Source organism: Frateuria edaphi, assembly GCF_021117405.1.
Classification (GTDB): domain Bacteria; phylum Pseudomonadota; class Gammaproteobacteria; order Xanthomonadales; family Rhodanobacteraceae; genus Frateuria_A; species Frateuria_A edaphi.
Map to the genome: position 1 here is coordinate 473,285 of NZ_CP088251.1, position 13,919 is coordinate 487,203.

General features: G+C 67.7%; 11 protein-coding genes. 10 read left to right on the forward strand and 1 reads right to left on the reverse strand.

The features are described from left to right. Nucleotide 1: 1 nt before the first annotated feature. The 8 genes from ftsW to lpxC all read left to right on the forward strand — a co-directional run bounded on the left by ftsW (nucleotide 2) and on the right by lpxC (nucleotide 9,313). On the forward strand, nucleotides 2–1,246 hold the full coding sequence (gene ftsW / locus LQ772_RS02080) for a putative lipid II flippase FtsW (protein ID WP_231323547.1): 1,245 nt from the start codon (nucleotides 2–4) through the stop codon (nucleotides 1,244–1,246). Then, the gene (gene murG, locus LQ772_RS02085; RefSeq protein ID WP_231323549.1) at nucleotides 1,243–2,316 is read left to right on the forward strand and encodes an undecaprenyldiphospho-muramoylpentapeptide beta-N-acetylglucosaminyltransferase; all 1,074 of its coding nucleotides are present in this window, start codon (nucleotides 1,243–1,245) and stop codon (nucleotides 2,314–2,316) included. The genes ftsW and murG overlap by 4 nt, the downstream gene beginning before the upstream one ends. Continuing rightward, the gene (murC, locus tag LQ772_RS02090; protein ID WP_231323551.1) at nucleotides 2,313–3,752 is read left to right on the forward strand and encodes a UDP-N-acetylmuramate--L-alanine ligase; all 1,440 of its coding nucleotides are present in this window, start codon (nucleotides 2,313–2,315) and stop codon (nucleotides 3,750–3,752) included. Before murG ends, murC begins: the two co-directional genes overlap by 4 nt. A gap of 71 nt (nucleotides 3,753–3,823) precedes the next feature. Further along, a complete protein-coding gene (locus LQ772_RS02095) occupies nucleotides 3,824–4,723 on the forward strand; it encodes a D-alanine--D-alanine ligase (protein ID WP_231325844.1) in 900 nt (299 codons plus the stop codon). Further along, nucleotides 4,720–5,451: a cell division protein FtsQ/DivIB gene (locus LQ772_RS02100; RefSeq protein WP_231323553.1), complete on the forward strand. Its 732-nt coding sequence runs from the start codon at nucleotides 4,720–4,722 to the stop codon at nucleotides 5,449–5,451. The genes LQ772_RS02095 and LQ772_RS02100 overlap by 4 nt, the downstream gene beginning before the upstream one ends. Nucleotides 5,452–5,461: 10 nt before the next feature. Next, nucleotides 5,462–6,694 carry a cell division protein FtsA gene (gene ftsA, locus LQ772_RS02105; RefSeq protein WP_231323555.1) on the forward strand — a complete coding sequence of 411 codons (1,233 nt, stop codon included), beginning with the start codon at nucleotides 5,462–5,464 and terminating at the stop codon, nucleotides 6,692–6,694. 112 nt (nucleotides 6,695–6,806) lie between these two features. After that, a complete protein-coding gene (ftsZ, locus tag LQ772_RS02110) occupies nucleotides 6,807–7,988 on the forward strand; it encodes a cell division protein FtsZ (RefSeq protein ID WP_231323557.1) in 1,182 nt (393 codons plus the stop codon). A 410-nt stretch (nucleotides 7,989–8,398) separates the two neighbouring features. After that, nucleotides 8,399–9,313: a UDP-3-O-acyl-N-acetylglucosamine deacetylase gene (gene lpxC, locus LQ772_RS02115; protein ID WP_231323559.1), complete on the forward strand. Its 915-nt coding sequence runs from the start codon at nucleotides 8,399–8,401 to the stop codon at nucleotides 9,311–9,313. Nucleotides 9,314–9,532: 219 nt separating this feature from the next. Here lpxC and LQ772_RS02120 read toward each other — a convergent pair whose 3' ends face one another. Continuing rightward, nucleotides 9,533–10,012, reverse strand: a complete 480-nt coding sequence (locus tag LQ772_RS02120) for a DciA family protein (RefSeq protein WP_231323561.1) — start codon at nucleotides 10,010–10,012, stop codon at nucleotides 9,533–9,535. A 27-nt stretch (nucleotides 10,013–10,039) separates the two neighbouring features. Here LQ772_RS02120 and LQ772_RS02125 point away from each other — a divergent pair, with 27 nt between their 5' ends. Together LQ772_RS02125 and secA are read left to right on the forward strand one after the other, a co-directional pair. Beyond that, the gene (locus LQ772_RS02125) at nucleotides 10,040–10,969 is read left to right on the forward strand and encodes a M23 family metallopeptidase (protein ID WP_231323563.1); all 930 of its coding nucleotides are present in this window, start codon (nucleotides 10,040–10,042) and stop codon (nucleotides 10,967–10,969) included. Between the two features lie 230 nt (nucleotides 10,970–11,199). After that, nucleotides 11,200–13,917, forward strand: coding sequence for a preprotein translocase subunit SecA (gene secA / locus LQ772_RS02130; RefSeq protein ID WP_231323565.1), 2,718 nt, complete (start codon nucleotides 11,200–11,202; stop codon nucleotides 13,915–13,917). Nucleotides 13,918–13,919 lie beyond the last annotated feature (2 nt).

Consider the following 13,919-nt stretch of genomic DNA (forward strand, 5'->3'; position numbering starts at 1 on the left):
CATGTTCGGCTTCGGTACCAGCCAGGCGATCAAGCGGAACGGGCCGCGCGGCAGCTTCGACCTGCCGTTGCTGGTCGCGCTCGTCGGGCTGGCCAGCATGGGCGTGGTCATGGTCACCTCCAGCTCGATCGCGGTGGCCGACAGCCAGCACATCGGTGCGTTCTATTACCTGAAGAAGCACCTGTTCTATCTGGCGCTCGGACTGGGGCTTGCCGGCATCGCGATGCGCACCGAGCTGAAGCAGGTGGAGAAGTACGCCTTCCCGCTGCTGCTGGTCGGCGGCGTCATGCTGCTGGCGGTGTTCGTGCCGCACCTGGGCATGCGCATCAACGGCGCGCGGCGCTGGCTCAACTTCATCGTGCTCAGTTTTCAGCCAGTCGAGGCGGTGAAGCTGATCCTGGTCGTCTACGTGGCGAGCTTCCTGGTGCGCCACCGCGAGAGCGTCGAAACGAAGTTCTGGGGCCTGCTGCGACCGATCATCGTGGCCGGCGTCATCGTGTTGCTGCTGCTAGCTCAGCCGGACTTCGGCTCGGCCACGCTGGTGATCGCGGTCACCATCGGCATGGTCTGGCTGGGCGGCGCGCGACCGCTGTACCTGTTCCTGATGGGCCTGCCGCTGATGCCGGCGCTCGTCGTCGCGGCGACCAGCGAGAGCTACCGCATGAAGCGGCTGACCTCGTTCATGGACCCGTGGAAGGACCCGTTCAACGATGGTTTCCAGTTGACCCAGTCGCTGATGGCGATCGGCCGTGGCGAATGGACCGGCGTGGGCCTGGGATCGAGCGTGCTCAAGCTTTCCTACCTGCCCGAGGCGCACACCGACTTCATCCTGGCAGTGATCGGCGAGGAACTCGGCCTGGCGGGCATCGCGCTGGTGATCGGGCTGTTCGCCACCGCGGTCGGGCGCGGTCTGTATCTCGGCCTCAAGGGCGTGGAAGTAGGCCAGCGCTTCGCCGGCTACGTGGCCTTCGGCATCTCGCTGATGCTGGGCTTGCAGGCGATGGTGTCGATCGGAGTGAACCTCGGCGCGCTGCCGACCAAGGGTCTGACCCTGCCGCTGATCAGCTCGGGCGGCTCGTCGGTGCTGATGACCTGCGCCATGGCCGGCGTGCTGCTGCGCGCCACCTTCGAGATCAACCGCGCGCTGGACGCGCGGCAGATGGCCACGCGCATGCCTGCGATGGCCGTGGCGGACGCGAACGCCGCGGTGGCACCGCCGCGCGAGCGCGAGGCGGTGGCCGCATGAGCGCGGACCGTCCCGTGCTGATCATGGCCGGGGGAACCGGCGGCCACATTTTTCCGGGCCTGGCCGTGGCCGACGTGCTGCGCGCGCAGGGCATCCCGGTGGCCTGGCTGGGCGCGGCCGGCGGGATGGAGACGCGCGTGGTGCCGGCCCACGGCATCGAGTTGCACACCGTCGCGGTCGGCGGCCTGCGCGGCAAGGGCTTGAAGACCCGACTGCTGGCACCCCTGATGCTGGCGCGCGCTCTGTTCGCCTCTCTTCGCGTGTTGCGTCGGGTACGCCCGCGCAGTGTGTTGTCGATGGGTGGCTACGTCGCCGGTCCCGGCGGGGTGGCGGCGCGGATCACCGCAACGCCGCTGCTGGTCCACGAGCAGAACCGCGTTGCGGGCTACACCAACCGCAAGCTCGCCGGTTTCGCGAGGCGCGTGCTGGCTGGTTTCGCCGATGCGCTCCCGAACGGCGAATGGGTAGGTAACCCGGTGCGCGCCAGTATCGCGGCACTGCCGCCGCCGGCGGAGCGTTTCGCCACACGCAGCGGCCGATCGCAATTGCTGGTGCTGGGCGGCAGTCTCGGCGCGCGTGCGCTCAACCTCGCGTTGCCGCAGGCGCTGGCTCTGATCCCCATCGACCAGCGCCCGGTCGTGCGCCACCAGTGCGGAAGCCGCGGGCTCGACGAGGCGCGCGCGGCTTATGCACAGGCGGGAGTCGAGGCCGACGTGGTGCCATTCATCGAAGACATGGCCGCCGCCTACGGCTGGGCCGACCTCGCCGTGTGCCGTGCCGGCGCGCTGACGATCGCCGAGCTTACCGCCGCGGGCCTGGGCGCCGTGCTGGTGCCTTTCCCCTATGCGGTCGACGACCACCAGACCGGCAACGCGCAGGCGCTGGTGGAAGCGGGCGCCGCCGAATTGATCCAGGAACGTGATTTGGACGTAGAGAAACTGGCGCAGCGCCTTGCCGCGCTGCTCGCCGACCGCCGCCAGCTGACCGCGATGGCGGAAGCTGCGCGCACGCAAGCCAAGCCCGACGCGGCCGCAACGATTGCCCGCGCTTGCCTGGAGGTGGCCGCATGACGCCGCGCCGCCTGCTCGCGCACGAAGACCTGATGACCACCTTCCGCCGCGTGCATTTCATCGGCATCGGCGGCGTGGGCATGAGCGGCATCGCCGAGGTGCTGCACAACCTGGGCTACGCCGTGTCCGGTTCGGACAAGGCCAACTCGCCCACCGCGCAACGGCTGGCCGCGCTCGGCATCGACGTGCGCATCGGCCACGAGGCCGCGCACGTGGGCGACGCCGACGTAGTGGTGACCTCGAGCGCCATCCGCCAGGACAACCCGGAACTGGTCGCCGCGCGTGCCGCGCGCATCCCGGTGATCCCGCGCGCGGAGATGCTGGGCGAGCTGATGCGCTTCCGCCGTGGCGTCGCCATCGCCGGCACGCACGGCAAGACCACCACGACCAGCCTGGTCGCCAGTGTGCTGGCGGAAGCCAATTACGATCCGACGTTCGTGATCGGCGGCCAGCTCAACGCCGCCGGCGCCAACGCGCGCTTGGGCACCGGCCAGTATCTGGTCGCCGAGGCCGACGAGTCCGACGGCTCGTTCCTGCTGCTCTCGCCGGTGATCGCCGCCGTCACCAACATCGACGCCGATCACCTGGAGAACTACGGCGGCGATTTCGCCCAGGTGAAGAAGGCCTTCGCCGATTTCCTGCACCGCCTGCCGTTCTACGGCCTGGCCGTGCTCTGCGTGGACGACGAGGAAGTGGCGAAACTGGCGAAGGGCACCACGCGCCGCGTGATGACCTACGGCATCCGCGCGACCGACGCCGACGTGCGCGCGATCAACGTGCGCCAGAGCGGCTTCCAGATGCTGTTCGACCTGCAGCTGCCCGGCCGCGCCGAACCACTGCCGGTCACGCTCAACCTGCCGGGCCAGCACAACGTGCTCAACGCGCTGGCAGCCGCCACGATCGGCTGGCAGCTGGGAGTCGAAGCCGAGGCGATCGCTCGCGCGCTGGAGAATTTCCAGGGCGTCGGTCGGCGCTTCCACCGCCGCGGCGAGTTGAAGCTGGAGCAGGGCAGCGCGCTGCTGGTGGACGACTACGGTCACCACCCGCGCGAACTGGCCGCCGTGTTCGCGGCCGCCCGCGGCGGCTGGCCGGACCGGCGCCTGGTGGTCGGCTTCCAGCCGCACCGCTACAGCCGTACGCGTGACCTGCTGGACGACTTCGCCAACGTGCTGGCCGAGGCTGACGTGCTGGTGCTGACCGAGGTGTACCCGGCCGGCGAAGCGCCGATCGCCGGCGCCGATGGCCGCGCGCTGGCTCGCGCCGTGCGCGCGCGCGGCAAGGTCGATCCGGTGCTGATCGAACACCCGCGCGACTTCAAGGACACCCTGCCGACGCTGCTGCGCGACGGCGACCTCCTGCTGCTGCTCGGCGCCGGCGACATCGGCGCGGCGGCGGTGGAGCTCGCGCAGGTCGGTCACCTGAGGACTACGAAGTGAACGCTACGACGAACAGGACCACGCCTTCCAGGATCACCGATCCCGCCCAGTTCGGCCGCGTGGCCGTGGTGATGGGCGGCAGCTCCGCCGAGCGCGAGGTGTCGCTCGATTCCGGCCGCAACGTGCTGGCCGCGCTCAAGAGCCGCGGCGTCGACGCCCATGCGATCGACGGTATCCCGGCGCTGCTCGATGCGCTGCGCGCCGGCCACTTCGCGCGCGTGTTCAACATCCTGCATGGCCAGCACGGCGGTGGCGAGGATGGCGTACTGCAGGGAGCGCTCGAATCGCTCAACGTGCCCTACACCGGCTCGGGCGTGCTCGGCTCGGCGTTGTCGATGGACAAGGTGCGGTCCAAGCGCGTGTGGCAATCGCTAGGCTTGCCTACGCCGACCTTCGTCGCGCTGCCGCGCGGCGCCGGCGCGGATGCCGTGCACGCGGCGGCGAAACGGGTCGGTTTCCCGCTGATCGTCAAGCCAGCCTGCGAGGGCTCCAGCGTGGGCGTCACCCGCGTGTTCGAGGAAAGCCAGCTCGACAGCGCCGTGCAACTGGCCGCCCGCTACCCGGGCGACCTGCTGATGGAAACCCTGATCGAGGGCGACGAGATGACCGTCGCCATCCTCGGCCGCCAGGTGATGCCCTCGATCCATATCGTGCCCAAGGGCGCGTTCTACGACTACAACGCCAAGTACGTGGCCGAAGACACCCAGTACCTCTGCCCGGGCCTCGAGGGCGCGGCCGAGGACGAACTGCGCGCGCTGGCGCTCGAGGCCTTCGATGCGCTCGGCTGCCATGGCTGGGGCCGCGTGGACGTGATGCGCGACCGCCAGGGCCGCAACTTCCTGCTCGAAGTGAACACCGCACCGGGCATGACCTCGCACTCGCTGGTGCCCAAGGCCGCCAAGGCCGCCGGCATCGACTACGAGGACGTGTGCTGGCGCGTGCTGGAAACCAGCTTCCGGGAGGGCTTGTGAGGGGAGCCATCCGCCTCGTTGCCTGGTGCCTGGCCATCGCACTGGTGGTGCTGCCGGTCGTCGGCGTGCTGCGCGGCTGGTTCGCTGCCGACCGCTGGCCGGTGACGCAGCTGACCGTGCAGGCCGAGTTCAAGCACGTGACTACCGACGAGATTCGCGCTGCCGTGCTGCCGCGCCTGGGGCACGGTTTCTTTGCGCTGGACCTGGATTCGGTGCAGCAGGCAGTGGCGGCGCTGCCGTGGGTGGAATCGGTCGAGGCGCGCAAGCGCTGGCCGGACACGCTGATCCTGCGCATCTACGAACGCCAGCCGTTCGCGCGCTGGAACGGTACCCGGCTGATCAGCCGCCAGGGTGTGCTGTTCGACGGCGGCAAGATCGCGCCGGCCGCGCCTCTGCCTGACCTGCGCGGCCCGGACGCGCAGATGCCCGAAGTGGTGGCGTTCTATGCCGATGCGCTCAAGGCCGTCACCCGCACGCCGCTCAAGGTGTCCGGCGTGGCGCTGTCCGAGCGCGGCAGCTGGAGCCTGACCACCGAAGCGGGCGCGCAGATCGTGCTGGGCGACCGCGCCCAGGCCGGCAAGCGTCTGCGCCGCTTCCTCGACGTCTACCCGCAGGTGATGGCCGGCCACCCGGCCGCCTTTGCCTACGCCGACCTTCGCTACACCAACGGATTTGCCGTGCGCTGGCCCGACGCTGCCGCACCTGCCGCGGGGGTGCCCCGCACATGAGCCTGACCCTATGAAGACGCGCAACGACAAGCAGCTGGTCGTCGGCCTGGACATCGGCACCAACAAGGTGACCGCGATCGTGGGCGAGTACGAGCCGGGCGAACCGATCGAGGTGATCGGCATCGGCTCGCACGTCTCGCGCGGCATGAAGCGCGGCTCGGTCGTGGACATCGAATCGACCGTGCACTCGATCCAGCGCGCGGTGGAAGAGGCCGAGCTGATGGCCGGCTGCGACATCCGCTCAGTGTTCGCCTCGATCTCCGGCAGCCACCTGGAGACCAAGAACTCGCACGGCACCGCCGCGATCCGCGACCGCGAAGTCACCCCCGGCGACCTGGAGCAGGTGCTGGAGGCGGCCAGCGCGGTGGCGATCCCTGCCGATCGCAAGGTCCTTTATAAGGAGTCGCAGGAGTACCGCATCGACGGCCAGGACGGTATCCGTTCGCCGGTCGGCATGAGCGGCGTGCGCCTGGAAGCCTCCGTGCACCTGGTCACCGGCGCGGCCGCCGCGGTTCAGAACATTTCCAAGTGCATCCAGCGTTGCGGGCTCTCCGTGGACGAACTGGTGCCGTCGGCGGTGGCCAGCGCCAAGTCGGTGCTCACCGACGACGAGCGCGAACTGGGCGTCTGCCTGGTCGATATCGGCGCCGGCACCACGGACATCGCCATCTATACGCAGGGCTCGATCCGCTACACCAAGTCGCTGCCGGTCGGCGGCGACCAGGTCACCAACGACATCGCCTATGGCGTGCACACGCCGACCGCGCATGCCGAGGAGATCAAGATCAAGTACGCCTGCGCGCTGGCGCAGCTGGCGCACGCCGAGGAGACGATCCAGGTGCCCAGCGTCGGCGACCGCCCGCCGCGCCGGCTCGCCCGGCAGTCGCTCGCGCAGAGCGTGCAGGCGCGCTACGAGGAGATCTTCGAGATGGTGCAGGACGAGCTGCGCCGCTCCGGCTACGACAGCCTGGTCGCCGCGGGCGTCGTGCTGACCGGCGGCGCCTCCCGCATGGAAGGCGCGCTGGAGCTGGCCGAGGAGATCTTCCACAAGATGGTGCGCATCGGCGTGCCGCAGCACGTCACCGGCCTCGGCGACGTGGTCGCCAACCCGCTGCATTCCACCGGCGTGGGGTTGTTGCTGCATGGCGCGCGCGCTGGCGGCGTGCGGATCAGCCATCCGGTCGGCGGCAGCGTTGGCGGTCTGGTGGACAAGGTGCGCGGCTGGATTACCAAGAACTTTTAAGTGATGGCGCGGAGCGCCATCGCGGGCGAATGGAGGTTCGCCCACCACCGCAGGCCGGCAGGACGTCGGACCCGCGGTTACAACGACAACGAAGCTCTACGGAGGACGGGAAATGTTTGAATTGATCGAAAAACTGGCACCCAACGCGGTCATCAAGGTCATCGGCGTAGGCGGCGGCGGCGGCAACGCCGTGGCACACATGCTGAGCGCCAACATCGAAGGCGTCGAGTTCGTCGTCGCCAACACCGACGCGCAGGCGATGAAGAACTGCGGCTCGCGCACCCACCTGCAGCTAGGCGCCAATGTCACCAAGGGCCTGGGCGCGGGCGCCAATCCGGAAGTCGGCCGCCAGGCCGCGTTGGAGGATCGCGAGCGCATCGAGGAGATGCTCGACGGCGCCGACATGGTGTTCATCACCGCCGGCATGGGCGGCGGCACCGGTACCGGCGCGGCACCGGTCGTGGCGCAACTGGCCAAGGAGAAGGGCATCCTCACCGTGGCGGTGGTCACCAAGCCGTTCCCGTTCGAGGGGCGTCGCCGCATGCAGGTGGCGATGAAGGGCATCGAGGACCTGTCCCAGCACGTCGATTCGCTGATCACCGTGCCGAACGAGAAACTGCTGTCGGTACTCGGCCGCGAAGTCACGCTGCTCAATGCCTTCAAGGCCGCCAACGACGTTCTCCAGGGCGCCGTGCAGGGCATCGCCGACCTGATCACCGCCCCGGGCCTGATCAACGTCGATTTTGCCGACGTGCGCACCGTGATGTCCGAGATGGGCATGGCCATGATGGGCTCGGGCACCGCCCGCGGCGACGACCGTGCCCAGGCCGCGGCCGAGGCGGCGATCAACAACCCGCTGCTGGAAGACGTCAACCTCAATGGCGCCTGCGGCATCCTGGTCAACGTCACCGCCGGTCCGAACCTGACCATGCGCGAGTTCGACGAGATCGGCCGGGTCATCCACGACTTCGCCAGCGAAGATGCCACCGTGGTGATCGGCACCTCGCTCGACCCGGAAATGCAGGACGACGTGCGCGTGACCGTGGTCGCCACCGGCCTCAATCGCGCGACGGCCACCCGCCAGGCCCCGCGTGCCGTGGCCACCCAGCAGGTGGAGATGCGCCAGCGTCCGCGCCCGGTGGTGCTGCGCACCGGCACCGGCAATGAGGTGGTGGACTATGCCGCCCCGGAGGCGGTCGTGTCGCATACCCGCGCCGAGCCGCCGGCCAAAGGTGCCGATCCCAGCTTCGACTATCTGGATATTCCGGCGTTCTTGCGCCGTCAGGCCGACTGAATAGCACTCACCGGAGGCCCTTGCGAAAATTGAACAAAACACCAGATCGACGAGTCAGTAAATGACGCGGCCCGCCAGGCGTCTATCACCTGTGTGATTTCCGTGACCGTCCGATGGTGATTTTGAGGTGAAGGCAGCGCACCGAGGACCGGTGCGCGCACCGGCCGGCAAAGGAACCGCCGGCCTGTCCGCCCCCTTGCGCCGGATACCCGTCCTCCCGGCGCAAGGGGGTGTGTCGCGGTAAATGGTTGAGGCGGCGGGGAATTGCCGGGCTTAGTGACCGGCGTCACGTATGAAGGAAAGCTAAAGAGGCGACCAGACTGTACGGTACGGTTTGCTATTGCCACAGGTTAAGACTGTGTTAGCATCCGACCCCTGATTGGCTGCTGCCTACACTGGTACCTATAAAAATGATCAAGCAGCGTACGCTCAAGAACATCATCCGTGCGACCGGCGTCGGCCTGCACACCGGCGACAAGGTCTACATGACCTTGCGCCCCGCCGCGCCGAACACGGGCATTGTGTTCCGCCGTACGGATCTCAATCCGCCGGTCGACATCCATGCGCGCCCGGATTGCGTGGGCGATACCCGGCTGTCCACCACGCTGGTCAAGGGCGACGTGCGCGTCTCCACCGTCGAGCACCTGCTCTCGGCGATGGCTGGCCTGGGCATCGACAACGCCATCGTGGAGCTGTCCGCGCCGGAAGTGCCGATCATGGACGGCAGCGCCGGTCCCTTTGTGTTCCTGCTGCAGTCGGCAGGCATCGAGGAGCAGGGCGTCGCCAAGCGCTTCATCCGCATCAAGAAGCCGATCAAGGTGCAGGAAGGCGACAAGTGGGCCAGCTTCGAGCCGTTCGAGGGCTTCAAGGTCGGCTTCTCGATCGAGTTCAACCACCCGATCATCTCCAAGCGCACCTCGCGCGCCGAGATCGACTTCTCCACGACCTCCTTCGTCAAGGAAGTCAGCCGCGCGCGTACCTTCGGCTTCATGCGCGACATCGAGATGCTGCGCGAGCACAACCTGGCGCTGGGCGGCTCGATGGACAACGCCGTGGTGCTGGACGACTACCGCGTGCTCAACGAGGACGGCCTCCGTTACGAGGACGAGTTCGTCAAGCACAAGATCCTGGACGCCATCGGCGACCTGTATCTGCTCGGCCACAGCCTGATCGGCGCCTACCACGCGCACAAGTCGGGCCACGAGCTCAACAACAAGCTGCTGCGTACCCTGATCGCCGATCCCGCCGCTTGGGAAGAGGTGGTGTACAAGGACGATCCGGCCGTCTCGCCGATCTCCTACGCGCATCCGGCCCAGGCGATCTGATCCGACCGACGCCTGCCGCGAAGGCCGCCCCGCAAGAGGCGGCCTTCGTCGTTTCTGTGACGCAGGCCGTCCGCAATACACGCCCGGATTCACGCTACGGCGACATGTCGGGGTGTACCTGCCCTCCCACCGTGCTATAAACCTTCTGCCGCCCTCGGGGTGGCAAGGGGGAAAACGGTGCCCGCCGGGCACACGCGAAGGCACGGCGCCCCGCGCCAGTCAGTCCTTGGCGACCGGGAATCCAGCAGTTTCGGCGATGGACGCCAGCTCGAGGAACAGTCCCTTCAGTTCGGGGTCTGTGATTGATGCTGCGGCGGCTTTGAGATGGATGGCTGCGGCAGGCGAAAGCGGTTTTGACCGATCCGGTTCCGTTGCGGCCGGTCGGGGGGGAGCCACTTTCACGGTGACCGAACCGGCGCTCGTGCCGATGGCACGTGCGGTAGCGAGTATCTGCGCCTGCATCAGGCGCAGGCGAGCTGCCCAGGCCGGTGAGGACGCCAGGAAGACGAGGCGGCCGTTGCGCAGGTGGGCGAATCGCACCTGTTCGCGCAAGGGCGTCGGCAGCGTCTGGCGCAGGGCACGATCCAACGCATCCAGCTCACCGGCCTTCTTGGCCAGCGAGGCGAACGAACCGCATTCGGCCAATGGTTTGGGGCCACGGTCGAGGCGGCGGGAGGCGGGAGAATCGGCGCGCTGCATGGCCGTCATCTGAAGTGAAGAAAAGCAATGCAGATCATACTCGTATCCCGCTCCCGAAAAGTGCCCAAGACCCTCGACCTGGGCCAGCGGCGGTTGCGCTGGCGGCTGGCGGGGCTGGCGATGGCGGCGGTGGTCGGGTGTGGCGTACTGGGCGCCGCGGTGGCGCTGACGGTATCCAGCCCTCGCGACCGCGCGCTGGCCGAAATCCAGCAGCTCAAGCAACAGATTCGCGACCAGGACACGCAACTGGCGGGCGTGCGCAAGGACTCCCAGCGTGAACTCGACGCCCTGGCGGTCAAGCTCGGCCAGCTCGAGGCGCAGTCCACCCGTCTCAACGCATTGGGCGAACGGCTGACCGAGGTCGGCAAGCTCGATCCGGACGAATTCAACTTCGACCAGCAGCCCGCGATGGGCGGTCTGGAAGACACCGCCGGCAGCGCCTACGCCCTGCCGCCGACGCTGGACAAGAGCATCGACCAGCTCGCTGGCCAGTTCGACGTCCAGCAGGCGCAGCTGTCCGCGCTGCAGAGCCTGCTGCTGGACGCCAAGATCGATTCCAACCTCAAGCCCACCGGCATGCCGGCCTCGGGTTACATTTCCTCCTATTTCGGCGTGCGCCCGGATCCGTTCGACGGCCACAGCGCGCGCCACACCGGTCTGGACATCGCTGTGCCGTTCGGCTCGGCGGTCCATGCCGTGGCCGAAGGCATGGTCACCTTCACTGGCGTGCGCAGCGGCTACGGCAAGGTGGTCGAGATCGACCACGGCAATGGCTACATGACCCGCTATGCCCACAACAGCAAGTTGCTGGTGCATCCGGGCCAGCGCGTGCACGTCGGCGAGGTGGTCTCGCAGGCCGGCTCCACCGGTCGTTCGACCGGTCCGCACGTGCATTTCGAGGTCTGGTACAAGGGTCGCGTGGTCAATCCGCTGGCCTACGTGAAGAGCCACCGCTGAGCCCGTAGCCGGCCTTCAGGAGCCGGCGTGCGGGAGGTACTCCTGGCCTTGCGCTGGGCGATTGCCTTCGCCGCAGGCGAGCTCCTGCGGTTCCCGCGCGGGCGTGACGCTCGACCCTCTTGAATCCCCCGCCCTCCGCCGCCATCCCGGCCAGCTGGAGCGGCTGTAGTAACATGTCTCCTTTCGCCCGTGGCCGCCGCGGGCCTTCAGCCTTCACTGACGGAAGATCGATGTTCAATCGCGCCCTGACCAGCCTTTTCGGTAGCCGCAACGAGCGGGTGCTGCGCCAGCTTTCCAAGACCGTCGCGCGGATCAACGCGCTGGAATCGGAGTTCGAGAAGCTGGACGACGCGGCGCTGCGCGGCAAGACCGACGAGTTCAAGGAGCGCGTGGCCAAGGGCGAGACGCTCGACAGGCTGCTGCCCGAGGCCTTCGCCGTGGTGCGCGAAGGCGCCAAGCGCGTACTCGGCATGCGCCACTACGACGTGCAGATGATCGGCGGCATGGTGCTGCACCAGGGCAAGATCGCCGAGATGCGCACCGGCGAAGGCAAGACGCTGGTGGGCACGTTGCCGGTCTACCTCAACGCCCTCGAAGGCAAGGGCGTGCACGTGGTCACAGTGAACGACTACCTCGCCCGCCGCGACTCGGCACAGATGGGCAAGCTCTACAACTTCCTTGGCCTGAGCGTGGGTGTGGTGTATCCGGGCATGGACCACGGCGACAAGCATGCCGCCTACGCCGCCGACATCACCTACGGCACCAACAACGAATTCGGCTTCGACTACCTGCGCGACAACATGGCGTTGTCGAAGGAGCAGCGCTACCAGCGCGGACTCAACTACGCGATCGTCGACGAGGTCGACTCGATCCTGATCGACGAGGCGCGCACGCCGCTGATCATCTCCGGCCCGGCCGAGGACTCCCCGCAGCTCTATCTGGCGGTCAACCGCATCGTGCCGCAGATGAAGCGCCAGCCGACCGAAGATGGCGCTGGCGACTACTGGGTCGACGAGAAGCAGAAGCAGGTGCACCTGTCCGAAGAAGGCATGGCGCACGCCGAGGAACTGCTGCGCAAGGCCGGCGTGATCGATCCGGAGAGCGGACTGTATGACGCGCGCAACCTGGCGGTGGTGCACCACCTCAACGCCGCGCTGCGCGCCAACGCGATCTACCAGCGCGACGTCGATTACATCGTGCGCGACGGCGAAGTGATCATCGTGGACGAGTTCACCGGCCGCACCCTGGCTGGCCGGCGCTGGTCGGACGGCCTGCACCAGGCGGTCGAAGCGAAGGAGGGCGTGCCGATCCAGCGCGAGAATCAGACGCTGGCGACGGTGACCTTCCAGAACCTGTTCCGCATGTACAAGAAGCTGGCCGGCATGACCGGTACGGCCGATACCGAGGCGTACGAGTTCCAGACCATCTATGGCCTGGAGGTGGTGGTCATCCCCACCCACAAGCCGATGATCCGCAAGGACAACCTGGACATCGTGTTCCTCAGCCAGCAGGCCAAGTACCGCGCCGTGGTCGAGGACATCAAGGACTGCCACAAGCGTGGCCAGCCGGTGCTGGTCGGCACCACCTCGATCGAGGTGTCGGAGCTGTTGTCCGACATGCTGACCAAGGCCAAGGTCCCGCACGAAGTGCTCAACGCCAAGCAGCACGAGCGCGAGGCGCACATCGTGGCGCAGGCCGGCGCGCCCGGCTCGGTGACCATCGCCACCAACATGGCCGGCCGCGGTACCGACATCGTGCTCGGCGGCAGCCTGGAAGCCGCGCTCGCCGCTCTGCCGGAGGACGCCTCCGAGGTGGACCGCCAGCGCGTCAAGAGCGAATGGAAGAAGCGCCACGAGCAGGTGCTCGCCGCCGGCGGCCTGCACATCGTCGGCACCGAGCGGCACGAATCCCGCCGCATCGACAACCAGCTGCGTGGTCGCTCCGGTCGCCAGGGCGATCCGGGTTCGTCGCGCTTCTACCTGGCGCTGGAGGACAACTTGCTGCGCATCTTCGGCGGCGAGGGCCTGGTGCGCTGGATGAAGCGCTTCGGCATGAAGGAGGATGATCCGCTCGAGGAGCGCATGATCAGCCGCCAGATCGAGAAGGCGCAGCGCAAGGTCGAGCAGCACAACTTCGACATCCGCAAGCACCTGCTCGAGTTCGACGACGTCGCCAACGACCAGCGCAAGGTGATATACCGCCAGCGCGACGAATTGCTGGAGGGCGAGGACGTCTCGGCAACCATCGCGGATATCCGCGAAGACGTGGTCGAGTCGATCGTCAATGCCCACGTGCCGCCGGACAGCATCGACGAGCAGTGGGACATCGCCGGCCTCGAGCGTGCGCTGGACAGCGAGTTCGGCATCGCCACCGGCCTGAAGGCCTGGGTCGAGCAGCAGCACGAGCTGGAAGCCGCGCAGATCCGCGACCACGTACGCGAGGCGATGGACCAGGCCTTCAAGGCCAAGGAGGCGCAGATCGGCGCCGAGACCATGCGCCAGCTCGAGAAGCACATCATGCTGAGCGTGGTCGACAATGCCTGGAAGGAGCACCTGGCGAGCATGGACTACCTGCGCCAGGGCATCTACCTGCGCGGTTATGCGCAGCAGGATCCCAAGCAGGCGTTCAAGCGCGAGTCGTTCGAGCTGTTCGCCGAGATGCTCAACCGCATCAAGACCGAAGTCGTGCAGATGCTCGCGCGCGTGCGCATCCGCAGCGAGGAAGAAGTCATCGCGATGGAAGCCGAACAGCAGCGCCTGGCGGCGCGCCTGCAGCAGCAGATGCTCGCCAGCGGCGGTGGTGCCCCGGTCAACGCGCTGGGCAACGATGCTCCGCCCTCGGCCGCCGCGGGTACCGTGCACCACGAAGGCCCGAAGATCGGCCGCAATGATCCGTGCCCGTGCGGTTCGGGCAAGAAGTACAAGCACTGCCACGGCCAGCTGGCCTGATT